This window comes from Leptospira barantonii, from assembly GCF_002811925.1.
GTDB lineage: Bacteria > Spirochaetota > Leptospiria > Leptospirales > Leptospiraceae > Leptospira > Leptospira barantonii.
Genome location: NZ_NPDS01000001.1, coordinates 126345 through 145337 on the forward strand (window position 1 = coordinate 126345; position 18993 = coordinate 145337).

Genomic DNA, 18993 nt, shown 5'->3' on the forward strand with positions numbered 1-18993 from the left:
GGTAAGTCGTCGTCCCAGTTTATAAACCGGGTCCGGTTCGATTGAAATTCTATCCTAATTTTCAGAATTCCGAAACATTTTTACGATTCTTTTCCCTGTATTCGGACGGAGATAATCCCATTCCTTTCTGAAAGGAACGATGAAACGATGTTTTACTTCTAAATCCCACTTCGTATGCGATGTCCAAAATCGATCGTTCGGGTTCGTTTAACAAAAACTCGCAAGCGTCCTGAATTCTACGATCGTTGATCAGCGCCGCGAAATTTTTTCCCATTTCCTGATTGATGAATTCGGAAAGCTGATGCGGAGTAAGAGCCAATTCATCGGCTAACGAAGATAAGGTTAAGTCCTCGTCCCTGAAAATTTTTTCTTTTTCGAGACATTGAAGAAGATTTTCTCGAACCGTGTTTCTATCGATTCCCTGCAAAAGAGAACGCGCGTATTTTTTCGCGGTTTCCATCGCAACGTTTTGAAGATTCTGAAAATACTGAGGATATTTTCTTCCGATCAGATAAGAAACACAAAGACTGAACGCCATCATCGAAGAACTCGAAAGAAGGAATAAAACGTTTCGATCGATCAAAAACAAAGTTGCGACGGAATGGTTGAGAATCGTAGCGCTTAAGATGAACAAAAGAACGCGCGCTGTCCATTCGTTTCGAAGAATTTCGCCTTTGAACAACATTCTACTTCCCTTAAGAATGGAAAGAATGTAGGAGATCAAAATTCCCAGCGGAATCACGCAGGCCCAATCTAAAAAACTTCTTTCGTTTAAGAAGAATCTAATTCCACCTTCGAGTTCGGAACTTCGTTTAACAAAACCGAGAAAATAAATCGTCCAGAGAATTCCGGGAAGAATCCAGTGTTTGATTCTTAACCCGAATTTGGTTTGTTCAAAATTCGGATCTTGGATAATTTTATGAATCCCGTATAAAATCGGACCGATCGTTCCCAATACGGGGAGATACAAAAGAATCAAACGAGGATAAAAATTCTCGCTTTCGAAAACGATACAAAGAACGGAGATTTGCAATACTCCGAGACAGACGAACAAGGATGCGAGAAGACGATTGAGGGCCGTGATTTTGTTTAAAACCATTTGACCGGAACAGAGTAAAAAACCGAGATACGATCCGAAAACGGTAAAAGATATTAGAAAAATCTGAAACGTTTCCATATCAAGCCGGGCGGAAATCGAGTTTGGAATCGTTCGCGCCGAAAGAAAGGGAGAATTTTAAATCTTGAAGATCGATTCTTCCTCCACTCAACGTCGTTATAAAATCCAATTCCGAAAACACTTTTTCAAAAACCTCGTAACGAAATCTTTCTAAACGAAAGAATTCTCCATGAGTGGATGCGTAAAGGTTTTTTTCGTCCGTAAGTTTTTTAAAAAGAACGACGCCGAGAGCGGATCGAATTCCTGAATTTTCTAATATTCTCAAAACATCATGGAGTGAAACGCTTGTATCTTTGGGGACGGGCGCGCTTTTCAGAAAATTCAGAATCCGAGTAATGATAAAAAGGGAATAAATTTCCTCTCTTTGAAAGAGTTCGGAGGGAATCGCCATCGAAGTCAATCTGGAAAGAAAAATATCGGATTCGTTTCTTTCGGGAAAACCGCTTGCGATCGGAGAATTCGGAGTCAGATAAAAAAGGGAAGCACCCATCAACACGGGTTGTCCCGCGTTAAATCTAAGTGTTTGAATCATCGAATCCAAGGTTTCCATCGGAAGTCCCAAAATTTGATAGGACGTGATTTGAAAACCGAGCTCGAAACCTTCCTGAACGATCTGAAGATATTTTTCCATCGTATGCGGTCTTTTGGTCGTTTCCCGAACGAGCTTGTCCGAGCTGACTAACGCGAGATTGAGATTGGTAAAACCGGCTTCTTTCATCAGATGAAGAAGTTCGCTGTCCAAGCTGATATAAGAAATCCCGTTCATCGCCACGAATTGAACGTCCTTTTTCGGAAATGTTTCGATCAATTCTTCGCAAAGACGCTTCATTTCGGGACGAAAGAAAGTTAGATTGTCGTCTTCAAAATCGAAAACACGATAGCCTAATTTGTAAGATTCCTTAATTTCGTTTAATACGTTGTCGACCGTGTTTCTTCTATACTTGGTTCCGAAAGTCGTATGAACCGAACAAAAACTACATCGATGCGGACAACTTCTCGAAGTGATGATAAAACGCATCGGCTTTCCTTCGAAAAGATAATGTTCCGTGGATAACGAAGATAGATCGGGTGCGGGAAGTTCTTGTAAGGGAAAATTCTCGCCGACCGGGTTTAAGTTTAGTTTTCCGTTTTCTTTCCAGCCCAATGATTCAACGAGCGCATAACGTTTATCGTTTTGAAACTCGTATAGAAAATCGCAGATCGCTTTTTCACCTTCTCCGCGGATGATGAAGTCCACGTTTGAATCCGACAACATCAACTCGGGGCAGGCAGAAACGTGAGAGCCGCCCATTAAAACGGGAACGTTCAAAACTTTTTTGACCACCTCGGCGGTTTTTAACGCTTCTCTATAGTAAGGCGAGAATAACGAAGAGATTCCCACTAGATCCGGTTTTAGTTCCTTAATTTCGTTCGCGATATTTTCGTAGGACGCACCGAAATGGAAATATTCAAAAAACGTTGAGAACGGACTTTTATCGGGAACGGGATAATAATCCTTTAAGTATTTGAGTTCGCTCGGAATCGGAACCGTTCTTCTTCCCGCGAGCTTGTTTCCGAGTCCTCTATGAAAATCGCGTATGATGACTTCCACATCGGGTAAGAATTTTTGAATCGCCCCTTTGAGATAACAAAGTCCGATCGGCTGTAATCGAATATCGGTATCGTAAAAATCCTCGACCGGCGGTTGAATCAATAGAAGCCGCATGTCGTCATAGAAACATAAAGAATCACAAGATCAAGTCACTTCGCTTCTTCTTAGATTCCTAAATCGAATTTTATCCGTTGACTGATCGTTGTTTTCGTGCTATTCTTCGCGGGCAATGGAAGGAGAAACGGAAATGCCTTACAAACCCACACAACCGAGCATGGATCTGAGTAAGTTGTTGGTTCGACTTGCTAAAGACACATCGGTGGGAACCCTGGAAGGTGTACGTTCGATTCTTACCGAGTCGTTCGACTGGACTTCCAAACAACTTTCACAGCTTTCCGACGCGCCTTTGATTCAGAACACGAGTTTGTCCGAATTTCTTTCCAAGTCCGGGGAATCCTTAAGAAACGCCGGCCAAAAAACGGAACAAGGTCTGACCCAGGCTTTGACTTCCACGGCAAAGGCGATGCATGTAGCGTTAGACGCGCTTGAAAATGCGGACATCGTCGTTAAACGAACTCTTTTTGAAAACATTCCGGTTTCCAGTATCGTGGGAGAATCCTTTGCGGGTCTCGTAACGACTTCGCATATCAACGCGTCTTTTCGTTTAAACGGAAACGACGTGGAATATCAAGAAGTTCTAATGGATTGGAAAAGTTCCAAACTTCCGAACGTAATCCTTTGTATTCCCGGTTTATTTTGCGACGAAGGGCTTTGGAATGCGAAGGGAGAAGTTCCCTTGTCCGATACGATGAAGGAATGCGGTTATTATCCGATTTATCTTCGTTTTAATCCGGGAATTCATCTTTCCACAAACGCAAAATTCATGTTGGAACTTGTGGAGAATCTCCTGATTTCTCCCGAATTGAAAGATAAAACGTTAGACGTCATTGCTTACAGTCAAGGCGGTTTGATTTTCAGAAGCGCGTTGTATCAGGCGAAAACGAAAAATTCTTCCTTTTCAAAAAGAATTCGTCACGCTCTTGTGATCAATTCTCCGGACGGCGGATCTTATATCGAGAAGATCGGTTTTTGGCTCGGGCTCGGAGCCGAATCCCTACCGATTCTACCGGTGAGCATCGTTGGTTTTATCGGGAATCAAAGAAGCGACGCGATCAAGGATCTTTCGCACGGAATCATTCGTGAAGAGGATTGGGTCAACAACGATCAGATCAAAAGATATACGAACGATTCTTATTTCGGAGAACTCGACGACGTCGATGCGACTCAGATTTACAGTCTTGTCACCGAGGAAGAATCCAAATGGTCTTCCTGGATCGGCGACGGGATCGTTGAAAAACCGAGTCTTACATTGTTAAGCGACAAGGTGTATCGTAAAAAATCGAATCCGGAATCGAGGGTGTATCGTTTGTTGGAAACCTCTCACTATCAAGTGGTGACGCACCCGGAAACTCGAGAAATTCTTCGAAAGGTTTTAAAGAAACGTTGACGACCCTTTGAAGCCGTTCATTCGAACGGCTGATCAATCAGAATCGGTTTTCTAAGAATCACTCTGAGAAGAAGATAACTCAGTAATCCGAAAGGTCCGAACATAAACGTGGCGATCTGACAAGGAATCACAAGCCAGCGCGAGATTCCGAGTTTTTCCGCGTTGGCGCTTTCCCAGGTTCCCACAAAAAGATCGAACGCGAGATAATGAATCCAACCCGCCACAAGAACCGTTTGATTCTGAAAAAGAAGAGTAACTCCTTCCAGGGAACCGAAATTCCCTTGTGTTTTACCAAAACTGAATATTAGTAAAATCGTATAAACACTTCCGAAAAGAAGTGTTCCTAAGAAACCGGTCGTTACCAGTCTTGTGTGTTTCCAATTCGGCGCTACGATCAATAAGACCCAACCCGCAAGCGCGACGTTGTTTGCGATTTTAAATAGAAGGGAAAGCTCCATTTTATACTCCTTTGATTGACGTATTGTAGATTCTCTTTGAAAAAAGCGGAATCAAAAAACTGAACAACATTCCGAGTCCGCAGATCGAAAGTGCGATTCCGATTTCGAAAGAAGGTTGTAAAATCGATTCTCCGCTTAAAGCCTGAATTGCGAGAACCAAAACGAATCCGGTAAAGAAAACCGAAAAATTCCGGATTACGTTTACGGAAGTCGATTGAACTATTTTAAGACTTCCTAATACAAGAGCGATCATCGGGATCAACTGCATCGCGTGGATTCCGACAAAATGCGGAATTCTCATGTCGCCCGCGATCGTACTCCAGCCGAAAATCGGAAGTCCGGGGCCGCCGTCATTCGCGCCGAACGTATGTCCGCCGTTCGCTTCTAAAATTCCGGCTTTCATCGCTTCGATCTGTTCCGGTCTCGGAACGGTCATAAAAAATCCCAAGATCATTCCGAACGCGGCGATTCCCATTCCCCAACGAACGGATTCCATGAGCGCCTTGTTTTCGGATTTTTGTCGGATTAGCAAAAACGCCGAAATCACATGAAAGATCCATAATATGGAAATACTCGTTCCCATAAGGCTGAAAATGAATCCGTTAAAAGGTGTAGTGATATTGAAGTGACTCGGAATCCCTCGATAAGCCTGACCGAAGATTGCGAGGTTCTCCACGATCAACATGATCGTGATGACCCAGGAAATGTTTCGAATCGTTTTTTCCCTTCCTTCGATAAACTGAAGAATCCATATTAAAGTAAACGAATACATTCCGATCGAAACCGCGAACTTAATCGGTTTGAGCCAAACCGGAGAATTTGTGACTGTTCTTTCGTCGATAAAAACAGCCGGAATCAAGACGAATAAGCAGATCACGTTGATAACGCCGTTCCAAAAAAGCGAAGGGTTGGTCCTGGAAGCAGAAAGGACTTTGTCAAAAATTCTCATAATTCCTCCTAAAAGGGCCTTGACCCGTCCGGAATATATGTTACCACTGTAAACATATAATGTTGGCTCTGTCAACATAAAAAGTAGTCACTGACAACATTTTATGGAAAAAAAAATCAGCCCCAAGAAAAAATCTTCGAAAAAAGAGACGATCGAAACCTATCATCACGGCGATCTCAAAAAGGCGATCATTCTTAAATCCGAGGAAATCTTGGAAAAAAAAGGAATCGAAGGTTTGAGTCTGAGGGACATCGCCGCGGATTTGGGCGTAAGTCACGCGGCGCCCTACAGACATTTTCCCAGAAAGATCGATCTTTTGTTTACGCTCGCGGCGCGCGGTTTTTCCGATCTCGCGGACGAGATGCGTCTCGCGTGGGAGAGTAGCGAGGATCCTATCGAAAGACTTCGTTCCTCAGGTTCACGTTATGTGCTCTTGGCGTTGAAACATCCGAGAAGAACCGAACTTATGTTCGGTGGCGCGTTGAACTGCGAAGAGGAAGCTCCACAAGAACTCGAACAAATCGGAAGAGAAGCGTTTATGGGCCTTTTTCGAATTTTAGAAGACGGACAACAAAAGGGTTTATTCAAATCGGAGGACACATACGGTCTTTCGTTTACGGTTTGGAGTTTGGTTCACGGCTTTGCGGTTCTTACAAACGGAAGACAAATTCCTCAGGCGATTATAGAAGAGCGCACCTTGGAAAAAATCATAGATTCCACTTTGAACTCGATCTTAAACGGGGTTATTCGTTAATCTTCAACGTTACTCATTCTCGTATAAAAAGAGTTGTAAACCCGCGAGTCTAATCCTTAATTCTCTATCGGGATACGGGATATAGAAATGAAATTCATAAACAAGAAGACGATTGGTATAGGAAGTGCGGTTTTACTTTTACTCGTGATCTTGGCGATCAAACCCAAGGATCAGGGCAAACCGTATTCTTCTTATTTTCAAAATTTAAACGAAGAATTAAAAGCCAACGGACCCGGAAAACCGATCGTTCTTTTGGACTTGGATCGTTTGGATGAGAATCTCAAGTTGTTGAAGCAAAATCTGAAATCTCCTTTGCACTATCGTGTCGTCGTTAAGTCGCTTCCTTCCCTCGAACTTTTGAGATATATCGTGCGAGCGACCGGAACGGACCGATTGATGGTGTTTCATTCCGGAGATATAACGATGCTTTTGTCGGACGGGGAATTCAAGAATTATAATATTCTTTTGGGGAAACCCATGCCCGTAAAAGCGTTAGCGGACATTCACTCCAAAACCGGCTCTAAAGAATTTCAAAAGATTCAATGGTTGATCGATACGGAAGAGCGGCTGAAGGAATATTTGGAATTTTCGAATAAGGAGAATCTGAAACTTTCCGTAAGTTTCGAGATCGATATCGGTCTTCATCGGGGAGGTTTTGTGGATTCGAAAAAGTTGCATTCTTCCTTTGAATTGATTCGTAAAAATCAAAACCGTCTTGAGTTTACTGGTTTTATGGGATACGAACCTCATGTGGCCTCGGTTCCGGTGATCTTTGGGGATAAGATACAAGCGATCGAAGATTCATTACAAAAATCTCTGGAAGTATATTCAAAATTTATAAAGGAATCGAAGAATTCTTTTCCGGAATTTTTTCAAAAAGAATTGGTGTTTAACGGAGGAGGAAGTAAAACGTATCGTTTTTATCAGCGGTTCGGAAACGGGATCGTCAACGACGTTTCCGTGGGTTCCGCGCTTGTGAAACCGACCGACTTCGACGTCGTAAGTTTGGACGAACATTCGGCGGCCGTTTTTATCGCGGCTCCGATTTTGAAACGAATCGAAGGAACTCGAATTCCGTTTTTGGAGTCGATCTCCTTTTTGTTTCCACTTTGGGATCCGAATCAGGAAGTAACTTATTTTACATATGGCGGCGCGTTTTCCGCAAAGAAAGAATCTCCTTCGGGTCTTCAGGATAATTCTCTTTTCGGCGCGAGTACGAATCAGGGAATCCTAAACGGATCGCTCAAAACCTCTCTTTATCCGAACGACTACGTTTTTTACAGACCTACTCAGAGTGAAAAGGTGATGGCGGAATTGGGAGAAATCCATCTTTTGCGCAAAGGAAAACTTTCCGGTAAATGGAAGACCTTCGTAAATTAATGCGAAATCGAAACTTGAATTTTACACTTGAATCGAGCGGGCCATTTCAAAAATAGTTCTATTAGGAAAATTGAAAATAAACTATGAAAATTAGAGAAGCGGTCATTCAAGATCTCCCCGAAGTTGCGAAGTTGTTCGACGAGTATCGTCAGTTTTATAAAAAGGATTCGGATTTGGCGAGCGCCACGAAGTTTATCGAGGAAAGAATTCTCAAAAAAGAATCTATAATTTATCTTTGTTTGGACGGGGACGTCTACTGCGGCTTCACTCAGTTGTATCCCTCGTTTACTTCCTTGTCCATGAAACGAACTTGGATCTTAAACGATCTTTTTGTCCGTCCGGAACACCGTAAAAAAGGTTGTGCGAGAGCATTGATCGATCAAGCGGCTTCTCTTGCGAGAGAAACAAACGCGAAGTATCTTGGTTTATCGACCGCGTTCGACAATCATCAGGCTCAAAAATTATACGAGTCGATCGGATTCGTCAAGGACACGGAATTCTTTCATTATTCTTGGGACGTGTAATCGAATTCGATTTTTTGAATGTATGTCTGCGACTGAATCTTCACAAACCGGAATCGTCCAAAAGCCCTGTCAACGTTGCGGGAAAACCTTTTCCTGCGGCGCGTCGGCGCACGCGTGCGATTGTTTTTCCGTAAATCTTTCCTCCGAAGTTCGAAAACGACTTAAGGAAAACTATAACGACTGTCTTTGTGTTTCCTGTTTGGAAGAATTGAACCGTTTCAATCAATAAGAATATTCTAAAATTCTAATTTATAGGAAGGAATACTCGAAAAATTGTTTTCCCCGGTTCGGTAGACAATTCGATTCTTCCCTCGTTTTTATCGAGAAGTTTACGAACCAGATCGAGTCCGAGTCCGCTTCCTTCTCCCGTGTCTTTGGTCGTAAAGAAAGGTTCGAAGATTTTATCGCGAATGTCATCGGGAATTCCGGGTCCGTTGTCCTCTATTTCCACGACCGCTTCATCCTCTTCTTGAAAAAGACGAACCGTAAGTTTTCCCTTAAACTGCATCGCTTGTAGAGCGTTGAAGATCAGATGCGTCCAGATCTGAACGATTTCTTCCCGAACACAAAGGACTGGCGGAATCTCCTCGATGGATCGGGTCAGATCAACCCCTCGACGAATATAGTGCTGATACACCGTAAAAACGGTTTCCAGGGTTTCCTCGATGTGAACCCTCTTGACCGCGGTTTCGTCTCCCGCTTCGGAATAATTTCTCAACTCAAAAAGAATCTTGGAAGCCCGATCCACCGAAACGCGGATCGTATCCGAATTTCGAAAATAGATTTCTTCTAAGTAGATATATTCCAAAAGCGTTTCACGATTTGTCATTTGAAACAAGGGCTTATACGTTTCCGGAAGATTTTCGACCCCCATGTCCGCGATGGTGTCGGCTAACGCGTCCGAATTCGGAACATTCCATTCTTTTAATGTATCGCTGATCTTTTTTCTTCTCCTTCTCACCTCGAGTCCCGCGATTCCCGAATCTCCTTTTCTGCAAGCGTCGATAAAAGAGACGTAAAGATCTCTTTCTTCGGGCGAAGCGAGGGAAAGAATGGAGTGCACCGTCGGAAGCATGGATCTCATCTTAGGAACGGAAGCGAGAAGTGTTTGATTGGAAGCTTTGATCGCACCGAGCGGATTGTTGAGTTCGTGACTGATTCCCGCCGAAAGTTGTCCGAGTGTCGCCATTCTCACGGAATGAAGAAGTTGGTTCTGCGCCTTTCTGAGATTTTCAAGGGCTTCTTCCAGATGTTTTTTTTGCGCTTCAATGAGTTCGTTTCTTTTTCGAATTTCTTCGCTTTCCCGAAGCGCGGCTTGTGTCGCGATTCTTTCCTCGAGATACATGGAAAGATCCTCGCGCATTTTATCCATCGCGCCTAGAAGTGCGCCGATTTCGTCCTCTCTCGGATAATGCGCCCTTGCGGTAAGATTTCCCTTTGCGATCTGTTCGGAATAGGCGATCGCTTTGGAAAGTCCTTTTAGAACGTATCGATCAAAGGAGAATCTAAGCGTTAGAAGAATGAAACCGAGAATTACGAAAGTCGATACGAGCGAGATGAACCAAAGATAAATTAGATCTCCTGAATATAATGAATCTGGAATGGAAACTCGGACCGCCCAGGGTCTAGGCGCGTCACCCAATAAAACCGGATAGTAGTAATGCGTAAAACCGTCCTTGTTTTCGAGAAAGGGCTGACCCGAAGCGATTCCTTCCGTGATTCTTTTTCTTTCCGAAGGTTCTGCGATCAACTTGCCGACGGTCGAAGGATCTTTTCCGTTTGCGGCAAAGGAACCATCCGGAGAAAGAAAGGCCAAGTATCCCTGATTTCGAAACGGACGAATCGAACCGATTTTGGTCTGCATTCTTTCGATCGTAACGTCGACGCCGACCACCCCGGCAAACTTCGAATCCCTAAACACGGGAGCAACGATGGAAACCATCAGAATCCATTTTCCGGAAACGAGATAGCTCGTGGGTTCCGTGAGAAATTCCTTTTGTGTTTGTCTCGGAACGGAATAATAAAGTCCTTTGGGACCGGGGTCTTCGTAGTTTACACAATTCTCATATACCAATTTGTCATCGTCCAAAGCTCGGTTGATATAAGGAACGAATCTTCCCGAAGCGTCGTGTCCTTTTGTATTTCTATAAGAATTGTCCAAGCCGTCGAAAGCGTTCGGTTCGAACACCGCCCAAACCCCGAAGTAGTCGGGTTGAATATGAAGAAATCCGCCGAAAGCTTCCGCCAACATGGGTCGATTCGGTCTCGTTTTTTCCAGAACGGATTTGAAACTTCGCACCGCCCCCAAACCTACATTCAAAAATTGTGATATTTCTCTGGTGTATTTTTCGGAAGCGAGTCTGGCTCCCGATTCCGCTTCCTGTTTAAGTCTTTGATAAGCGACGACGGAATTGATCGTGGTTACGAGAAGTGCGCCCACGGACAAAAGTGCGGCGAGTATTACGGAAATTCTGGTTCTAATTCCGAGCTTTTGTTTTTTCCCGATCAGATTCTTCGTAAAGGAACTTCGAAACGGATCGTCCGTTCTTCCGTTCGCAGTAGGATGGTCTGTGGAAAAAATATCGTTCTTTTTCATGGACGTAACGAAACGCGTATCGCTTTTACTTGATGAAACCCGGTCGCATAGTATTGGACGAAAAGATTGAATTGAAAGAAATTTACTAAATGATTTAAAATAAATTTCCATTTTTTCTAAAGGATTCGAACGGGGAACGGACGAGTTTCGTTTTGTTTATAAGCTATTTATTGAATTCTATTTTTAAGATTTACTAACGGCGTTTAGTCTATTCGAAAAGGCGGATGCCCTTTCGAACAACGTAGAGGGTCGTTCAGCGACCTTGATGAAACGGGAATTGTGTTGATTCCGTTATTTTTGAGGAAATATGTATTATAATTTCAGACTCTGTGAAATAATGAACTAATTGTTTAAGATTCTATACTGAAAACGATGGAACTTCGGATAAAAAGAGGACCCGAGGGTAAAAAGTCAGGTCGGATTTACATTCAAAGTTCGTTTTAGATCTTCATTCTTATTAAATTTCAAAGAGGTTTGCTTTGCTTTCCGCAGTTTCTATACGCAACCCGATTTTTTCCTGGATGATGATGGCCGCGATCATTCTTTTCGGTTCGGTCGGATTCTCACGAATGGGCGTTTCCCAGATGCCCGACGTGGACTTTCCCGTGGTCAACGTTTCTCTTACTCTTGTCGGGGCCAACGCACAGGTGATGGAAACCGACGTGGTCGATCCGATCGAAGAAGTTTTGATGGCGGTCGAAGGTGTCACCGAAGTTCGATCGATTTCTTCGGACGGCTCCGCGACGGTCACGGTCGAGTTGGAACTGAGTCGAGACGTGGACGTTGCGGTGCAGGAGATTCAAACCAAACTCGCACAAGTATCCAATAAACTTCCGGAAGAATTGGACCCGGCCGTGATTACGAAATCGAATCCCGATGATACCCCGATCATCTGGGTTTCCGTAACGGCGGTCGATAAAACCGAAAAGGAAAAGATGCTTTTCGTGAAGGATTTTCTGAAGGATAAGTTTCAGAAAATTTCGGGAGTGGGCGAGATCATTCTCGGCGGTTACGTGGATCGTACGATCAACGTTTATCTGGATCCGATTAAACTTTCCAGAAGCGAAATCGCGGTGGACGATATCGTTAACACGTTGAAGGAACAAAACCTCGAAGTTCCTTCGGGAAGAGTGGAGAATCGAACGAGCGAAATCAGTTTGCGCGCGGTCGGAGAGGTTCCTACTGCGGAGCAATTCGGAAATATTTTTCTAAACTCAAGAAGCGGTTCTCCCCTTTTCCGATCGATTCGTCTTAAGGACATCGCGATCGTAGAAGACGGGTTAGGCGAGGTAAGAAGAATCTCTCGATTCAACGGAGTTTCTTCGGTCGCCATAGGAATCAAAAAACTCAAGGGCGCAAACGCGGTCGAAGTCGGAGATCTTGTTAAGGCGAAGGTTAAGGAATTGAAACCGAAACTTCCGCAAGGTTTCGATCTCACCGTTTCGAACGACAACACGGGTTATATCCGAGACAGCGTAAACGAACTTGAATTCACTTTGATCTTTTCGGCCATTCTTACCGGATTCGTTTGTAGATTATTTTTGGGAAATTGGAAAAGCACGGGTAACGTTCTTCTTGCGATTCCGACTTCCGTAATCGGGACTTTTTTATTTTTATACTTTGCGGGATTTACGATCAACACGTTTACGATGTTGGGTCTTTCTCTTGCAACCGGGATCGTTGTCGACGACGCGATCATGGTTCTCGAAAATATTACGCGACATCGAGAGATGGGAATGTCTTGGTTCGACGCTGCGTTGGAAGGCGCTTCCGAAATTCGGTTTGCCGCCCTTGCGGCCACGTTAGCCGTCGTTGCGATCTTTCTTCCGGTCGCGTTTATGAAAGGAATCATAGGAAGATACTTTTTGGAATTCGGAGTTACGATTTCCGTTTCGGTTCTTCTTTCTTTGTTCGAGGCTTTGAGTTTTACTCCGATGCGGGCTTCCTTGTATTCCGAGGATCAAGCGAAGAATGGAAAGAAATCGATTCTTTCTTCCGTATTCTCGGTGAACGCGCGTGAAACCTGGAATCTCTGGATCGCAAAGGTTTCCGTTTTTAAAAGAATGGATCCTTATATCGAAAGATTTTTGGATTACAGCACGGATCTCTACGGACGTTCGATCGACTTCGTATTAAAATATCCGCGTTGGATCGTGTTCGGTTCGACCGCGTTGTTTATTCTTTCGCTTGGATTCTTTTTTCTTTTAAAGAAGGAATTTATTCCGCCTCAGGACATGGGCCGTTTTATCATACGAGCCAGACTTCCTTTGGGTTCTTCCTTACAAAGAACGGACGAAGTGATGAAGACCGTGGAACAATATCTGATCCATCGAAAGGAAATCGAAAAGTACATATCCAACGTGGGAGGTTTTGGAGGAACCGAAGCCAACACGGGAATGTTCTTCGTTACGATGAAGGAGATGGGCCATCGACCTAAAAATCCTAAGACCGGAAGGGAAATCACACAAGGAGCTTTGTTCGGAATCTTAAGAAAGGATCTCAAGGAACTCGTGCCCGACGCAACGTTTTCGGTACAGGATCTTTCTCAAAGAGGATTTTCGGCGGGACGAGGTTATCCCGTCGAACTGGTGTTGACCGGTCCGGATTGGCAGAAGTTATCCTCGCTTTCCGTTCAAATATTAGAAAAATTGAAAGAAAGCAAGGTTGTGTTGGACGTCGATACGGATTACGTCGCGGGTCAAAAGGAACTTAGACTCGTTACCAATCGCGAGGCCGCCGCTCTTCGAGGCGTGAGTATGGCGAACGTAGGAAACACGGTCGGAACGCTGATGGGTGGAAAGAACGTAAGTCGTTTTACGGAGAATGGTCGGAGTTACGATGTTCGTGTTAAGATTCAAAAGGATAAGGGAGAATCGATCGCCGTTCTACCGGACATAAGCGTTCGAAACACGTTCGGAGAATTCGTAAAACTCAAAGAAGTGGTCAGTATTCAGGAAAAAGAAGCTTTGAAAACGATCACTCGGATCAATCGTGAAAGAGCGATTCGTGTTTTCGGAAATCCACCGCCCGCTTTGGGACAAACCGCTTCCACCGAGAAGGCTTTGGAAATCGCGAAGTCCATTCTTCCCGAGGGTTATTCCGTCGCGGTAACCGGTTCGGCCAAAACTGCAAAGGAATCCGGAAACAGTCTTACCATAGCGTTGCTTTTCGGAATTCTTCTGTCCTATATGATTCTTGCGAGTCAGTTCAACAGCTTAAAACAACCTTTATACATTCTTTTAGCGATGCCGTTTAGTTTCACGGGTGCGTTAGCCGCCCTTTATCTGTTCGGACAATCCTTCAACATGTATAGTTTTATCGGATTGATTCTGCTTTTGGGTTTGGTGAAAAAGAATTCGATTCTTCTGGTGGAATTCGTGAATCACGTTCGATCGACCGGAAAAGATATTAAACAATCGATTAAGGAAGGTTGTCCGATTCGATTGAGACCGGTGCTTATGACCTCTTTCAGTTCCATCGCCGCGGCGATTCCTCCGGCTTTGGCTTTAGGGCCCGGAGCGGAAACGAGAATTCCTATGGCCGTGACGATCTTGGGAGGAATGACACTTTCCACTCTGATTACTCTTTTGGTGGTTCCCGCGGCGTATTATCTCGGTGAAAAGGAAAAGAAAGACGAGGTCGGAACTACGGCAAAACCGTCCACGATCGTTTTTCCGGAACCGATGCACAAGTCGGTCCATGAATCGGCGCACAAGCTCGCGCAGGAACCCGCTCCTAAACATAAAAAAACTAAAAAATGATTTCAAAGAAAATTAAAAAAATAGAATATAAAGGTTTCATTGTTCTGTCCGCGTTCTCGTTTTTATTTCTGGCGGGTTGTACGGACGATTCCGTAATTCGAACCAACGACGGAGTTGTCGAACCTCGATTGGAAGAAGTCACGGGCGTAACAACCGAGAAGATCAAAAACATTTCTCCCGAACAAGAATTGACCGTGGACGAACTTTATTCTTACGCGGTGGAAAGAACCGAAAGAATCGCGCTTCGAGAAGAAGCGATCCAACAAGCGGATTCTCAAAAGATGGCGGCCTTTGCTTCTTTCTTTCCCTCTTTGTCCTTGGTTTACAACAAGTTTTATCGGATTCCCGGACCGAATTCTCACTTTAATCCCTATTATACGGATCCGAGTCCGTATTCGTCGAGCAGCAGTTTGCCTCCTACGGTCGGACCGGGAACGAGATTGCTCTTGAGTATTCCGATCCTGAACGGGGTCAGTCAATATACGACTTACAAGGCCGCGGGCGCTCTTACCAACGTGAGAATGAACGAAGCTCGATACGAATCGGGACGGCTTTATCTGGAAATCGCACAAGCATATTATAATGTTCTACAGTTTAAGGAGATCATTCTTCTCGAGGAAAAGAAAACGGATCTGGTCCGTAAAACGATTCAGGAACGCAGGAGACTTTTTTCCTTGGGAAGAGTCACAAGAGCTGACTTGAGCGGAGCCGAAGCCGATTTTTCCAGATCCGAAGCGGGCCTCGAAGACTTTAAGTATCAACTCAAACAAGCCGAGATGGCGTTGGAAAGTCTTATCGGTGCTGGAGAAGGCGGATTAAAACTGGCGATTCCAAGAGAAGCGATCACTCTTCCTCACAATCTTTTACCCGAGGAAAGAATCGCAAAACGATACGACGTGATCGCCGCTAAGGAAAATCTCAAGATGGCCGAACTGAATTTGAAAAAGGCCTGGGGCGGACATTTACCTTCCGTAACATTAAACAATTATTATACGATTCCGGAACACAACACGACCCCTAACAAGGATATAACGATGCAGTTGTCGATCAACGTTCCGTTGTTGTCCGCGGGAACGATCACCGCGGGTGTCAAACAGGCGGAATCGGCGGTAAGACAGGCCGAACTGCAGTTATCTCAGTCGAAACGGGTTGCTACGGACGAAATTCGAAAAGCGTATGAAAGTTCTTTAAACTCTGCGCGGTTATTATCCTTATATGCAAAGGCTCGAAATTCCGCCGAATCCAATCTCAGTAGCCAAAGAAGAGGATTCAGTTTTAAGACCACTTCCAGACTCGAACTTCTGGTATCGGAAACTTCTTTTCTTGATTCGGAAATCGCGTATCGAAAGGCGTATTATCAACATTCCTTGAATACGATTTGGTATTCCGTAGCGATCGGAGAACTGCCAAAATTAAAAAAATCGAAAGAAGAGGATAAGACGGGGGGTTAGTTTTCTTTGTACGCTTGACATCTCTTCTCAATGGTTTTAACTATTGGGCATAGTTGAGAGGTAAGAACCCCCATGATTATCAGTAATTACTTTCAGGACAATGAGGATATGAAACTCGTCTTCGACGAGTTGATCGATTGGGAAGAAATTGTCCGCGCATACGAACATAAATTCGAGGATGCGGAAGAATATAAAAAGTCCGGAAACGAAAGATTAGCATACGCTCCTTCCAACGTGGAAGAAGCAAAGGAATACTATAAGTCCGTATTGGAATCCTTAGGCGAAATTATGGGAGAATTCGTAGCTCCCCGCAGTAAGGAAATGGATCAAATCGGACTCAAGTATGAAAACGGAAAGGTAACGTTCCCGAAAGCTCAGGAAGAATGTTACAATACGCTTCGAGACGCGGGATTGATGCCGATTTCCATCAGCCGAAAATACGGTGGAATGGGTTTACCCGCGACGGTTCAATCCTTTATGTGCGAGATCGCGGCGAGAGCGGACGCGGCATTTTGTCTCGCTTATGGAAACATCAACATCGTAGAGATCATGGAAAGATTCGCTTCTTCCGAAATGTGCGAGAAGTGGCTTCCCGATATTTCAGCGGGAAAATACAGCGCGGCGATGGCTCTGACCGAACCGAACTACGGATCGGATCTTCCGAACGTTCAAACCAAAGCGACTCAAGACGCAAACGGACAATGGAGAATCAACGGAGCAAAACGTTTTATCACGCACGCTTGCGGTTACGTCAACGCTCCTTCCGTGATTCTTACGTTAGCGAGAACCGGAACTCCCGAAAGCGGAGCGAGAGGTCTTTCCTTCTTCCTCGTAAAAGGAAGCGACGTACATGTAGCCGGAGTCGAACACAAGATGGGATTGCATTGTTCTCCGACTTGCGAAGTTGTATTCGAAAATTCTCCGGGAGAATTGATCGGTAAAACGGGATACGGTCTTGTAAAGTATTCGATGGGAATGATGAACGCCGCAAGACTTACGATCGCAACGCAGTCTTTAGGAATCGCAACCGCGGCTTATTACGAAGGTAAGAAATACGCATCGGAAAGAATTCAATTCGGAAAACCGATCGAACAAATTCCGGCCGTCCGAAAAATTTTGGATCGAATGGAAAGAGAAATTCTCGCGACCCGAGTTCTCATCGCTGAAACGGGAAAGGCGATCGATCTATATCACTGGCCGAAAGAACACGCAGTGAAGATCGAAGGAAAATCCGAAAGAGACGTGAACCAAGACGAATCGATTCGTCGTTGGGAAAAACTCGCGGATCTTTTTACTCCTTTGAGCAAATACTACGCTTCGGAAGGATGTGTATCGATCTCGTCCGATGCTCTACAAATTCACGGAGGAAGCGGTTATACCGAAGACTACGACGTCGCAAGAATTTACAGAGACAGTAGAATTACGACTATCTACGAAGGAACCACTCAGTTACAAGTGGTCGCCGCGATCGGAGGTGTGGTTTCCGGAATGTCGCCAACGGGACAATTGAGACAATACGCCGAGGGAGAATTGTCCAAATTCTCCGCATCGGAAGATCTCAAAAAAGTATGGAACGATCTCGATGCGAGCGTCGGACTTTTCAAATCGATTCATGACGGAAACGTAAAGGATTCTTTGGCGTTTGAAGTCGTGGAAATCGCGGCTCGTTTTCTTTGCGGAATGCTTTTGGAAAGATCTTTCAAAGCGTTGAACGGCAAAGAACTCGAAAAACGCAAGTCGATTGCACAAGCTTACAACTTGGACAGCGTCGCGACGGCGAGCGCTAACTTGATTAAGTTGGAACGGGCTTCCAAACAAGCGGTTCCCGCTTAACAGGTATTTGACGTTTGAAGGACGGGTGATTACGCCCGTTCTTCAAAACGTTTTTCGTTTTCGTAAGAAACAATTCGATTTCCGTCGAAAAATTTATAATCCTCGTTTTTCATTCTTCCCTTAGAATTTTTAGAAACCTCAACCTTATAACAAGAATTCCATACTATACCGGAATACGCGTTGGGATAAAAAGAATTCAAATATTTGAATGTATTTCTCTGTAACTCGTTGAATCCAAGGAAGAATCGAAATTCTATTGCAAATTATCCAATGGTAAGACTTTCGCTTGTCTTGCGGTAGAATTTATTTCATGGAAGCAAAGGAAAGAATAGAAATCGCACTCAAATTTTTAGATCGCCATGAAAAAGTTTTCGGACAAAAAGTCCCGGAACGTCTTCGAGAATTCTGGAAAGACGGTGAATTCGAAAAGTTCGAAAACGGATACACAAAGTTTATAAAAACTCCTTTGGGTCCGAACGGTTCCTTTCAATTGAATTTCGCAGTTCCTTCTTGGGAAGCGATGGCCGATCATTGTTTGGACGACGCGGTCGTCGGACCCCGAGGTGAATGGACGAACGCGAAAAAATTCATTCCTCTCTTTCACGCGGACCAATCCTTTTTCTTTGTGGTGAAGATCGATACGCCGGAGTGTAGCGTCGGTTGGTTCGAAGAGGAGGCGTTGGCAGGATCGTTGTCGGTAGGTGAAGAAGGGAGCGGTTATCATTCCGGGGTTTATCTTTTGACGAGGACGCTCGACAATTTTTTAGAGGCGATCGGAGATTCTCCCGATGGAGAAGAAGTGATCGAATGTGATTCTTTGGATTGGGAAGAATCCCTTTATCTTTTGGAAGAAGAAGATGAAGACGAGGATGATTCGGACGAAGATGAAGAATCCGAAGAAGAGGACGATGACAGCGATGGTGGCGATAAAGAAGATTCTAAAAGTGAGCCCGGCGAATATCGTCGTCTTGAAAATTTTGATTTCTTAGACGATGATTCTGAAGAAGAATAA

13 protein-coding genes and 1 pseudogene are annotated in these 18993 nt (G+C 44.3%); 9 read left to right on the forward strand and 5 right to left on the reverse strand.

Annotation, left to right across the window (positions count from 1 at the left end):
* Positions 1-61 precede the first annotated feature (61 nt).
* Together CH367_RS00565 and CH367_RS00570 are read right to left on the reverse strand one after the other, a co-directional pair.
* Complete coding sequence (locus CH367_RS00565; RefSeq protein WP_100760580.1) at positions 62-1177, reverse strand: AraC family transcriptional regulator; 1116 nt, start codon at positions 1175-1177, stop codon at positions 62-64.
* A gap of 1 nt (position 1178) precedes the next feature.
* Positions 1179-2882: a B12-binding domain-containing radical SAM protein gene (locus CH367_RS00570; protein ID WP_100760581.1), complete on the reverse strand. Its 1704-nt coding sequence runs from the start codon at positions 2880-2882 to the stop codon at positions 1179-1181.
* 133 nt (positions 2883-3015) lie between these two features.
* Here CH367_RS00570 and CH367_RS00575 point away from each other — a divergent pair, with 133 nt between their 5' ends.
* Positions 3016-4275 carry an esterase/lipase family protein gene (locus CH367_RS00575; protein WP_100761290.1) on the forward strand — a complete coding sequence of 420 codons (1260 nt, stop codon included), beginning with the start codon at positions 3016-3018 and terminating at the stop codon, positions 4273-4275.
* 17 nt (positions 4276-4292) lie between these two features.
* Here CH367_RS00575 and CH367_RS00580 read toward each other — a convergent pair whose 3' ends face one another.
* Positions 4293-4733, reverse strand: coding sequence for an ABA4-like family protein (locus CH367_RS00580; RefSeq protein WP_100760582.1), 441 nt, complete (start codon positions 4731-4733; stop codon positions 4293-4295).
* A gap of 1 nt (position 4734) precedes the next feature.
* On the reverse strand, positions 4735-5682 hold the full coding sequence (locus CH367_RS00585; RefSeq protein WP_100760583.1) for a hypothetical protein: 948 nt from the start codon (positions 5680-5682) through the stop codon (positions 4735-4737).
* 103 nt (positions 5683-5785) lie between these two features.
* Here CH367_RS00585 and CH367_RS00590 point away from each other — a divergent pair, with 103 nt between their 5' ends.
* From CH367_RS00590 to CH367_RS00605, 4 genes are all read left to right on the forward strand, one after another.
* The gene (locus tag CH367_RS00590; RefSeq protein WP_100760584.1) at positions 5786-6436 is read left to right on the forward strand and encodes a TetR/AcrR family transcriptional regulator; all 651 of its coding nucleotides are present in this window, start codon (positions 5786-5788) and stop codon (positions 6434-6436) included.
* An 87-nt stretch (positions 6437-6523) separates the two neighbouring features.
* Positions 6524-7816, forward strand: coding sequence for an alanine racemase (locus CH367_RS00595; RefSeq protein WP_100760585.1), 1293 nt, complete (start codon positions 6524-6526; stop codon positions 7814-7816).
* An 83-nt stretch (positions 7817-7899) separates the two neighbouring features.
* Positions 7900-8340 (forward strand): GNAT family N-acetyltransferase, encoded by a 441-nt coding sequence (locus tag CH367_RS00600; RefSeq protein ID WP_100760586.1) that lies wholly within the window; start codon positions 7900-7902, stop codon positions 8338-8340.
* A gap of 22 nt (positions 8341-8362) precedes the next feature.
* Positions 8363-8569 carry a cysteine-rich CWC family protein gene (locus CH367_RS00605; protein ID WP_100760587.1) on the forward strand — a complete coding sequence of 69 codons (207 nt, stop codon included), beginning with the start codon at positions 8363-8365 and terminating at the stop codon, positions 8567-8569.
* A gap of 15 nt (positions 8570-8584) precedes the next feature.
* Here the strand turns inward: CH367_RS00605 and CH367_RS00610 are convergent, their stop codons facing one another.
* Positions 8585-10936, reverse strand: coding sequence for an ATP-binding protein (locus CH367_RS00610; RefSeq protein ID WP_165783187.1), 2352 nt, complete (start codon positions 10934-10936; stop codon positions 8585-8587).
* Between the two features lie 479 nt (positions 10937-11415).
* On the opposite strand from CH367_RS00610, the gene CH367_RS00615 reads away from it, so the two are divergent.
* The 4 genes and pseudogenes from CH367_RS00615 (at position 11416) to CH367_RS20900 (ending at position 18993) form a co-directional block, all read left to right on the forward strand.
* Positions 11416-14697, forward strand: a complete 3282-nt coding sequence (locus tag CH367_RS00615; protein WP_100760589.1) for an efflux RND transporter permease subunit — start codon at positions 11416-11418, stop codon at positions 14695-14697.
* A gap of 2 nt (positions 14698-14699) precedes the next feature.
* A pseudogene (locus CH367_RS00620) lies at positions 14700-16148 on the forward strand (TolC family protein); the annotation flags it as partial.
* Positions 16149-16220: 72 nt separating this feature from the next.
* Positions 16221-17981 (forward strand): acyl-CoA dehydrogenase family protein, encoded by a 1761-nt coding sequence (locus CH367_RS00625; protein ID WP_100760591.1) that lies wholly within the window; start codon positions 16221-16223, stop codon positions 17979-17981.
* A 310-nt stretch (positions 17982-18291) separates the two neighbouring features.
* Positions 18292-18993: a hypothetical protein gene (locus CH367_RS20900; protein ID WP_208861964.1), complete on the forward strand. Its 702-nt coding sequence runs from the start codon at positions 18292-18294 to the stop codon at positions 18991-18993.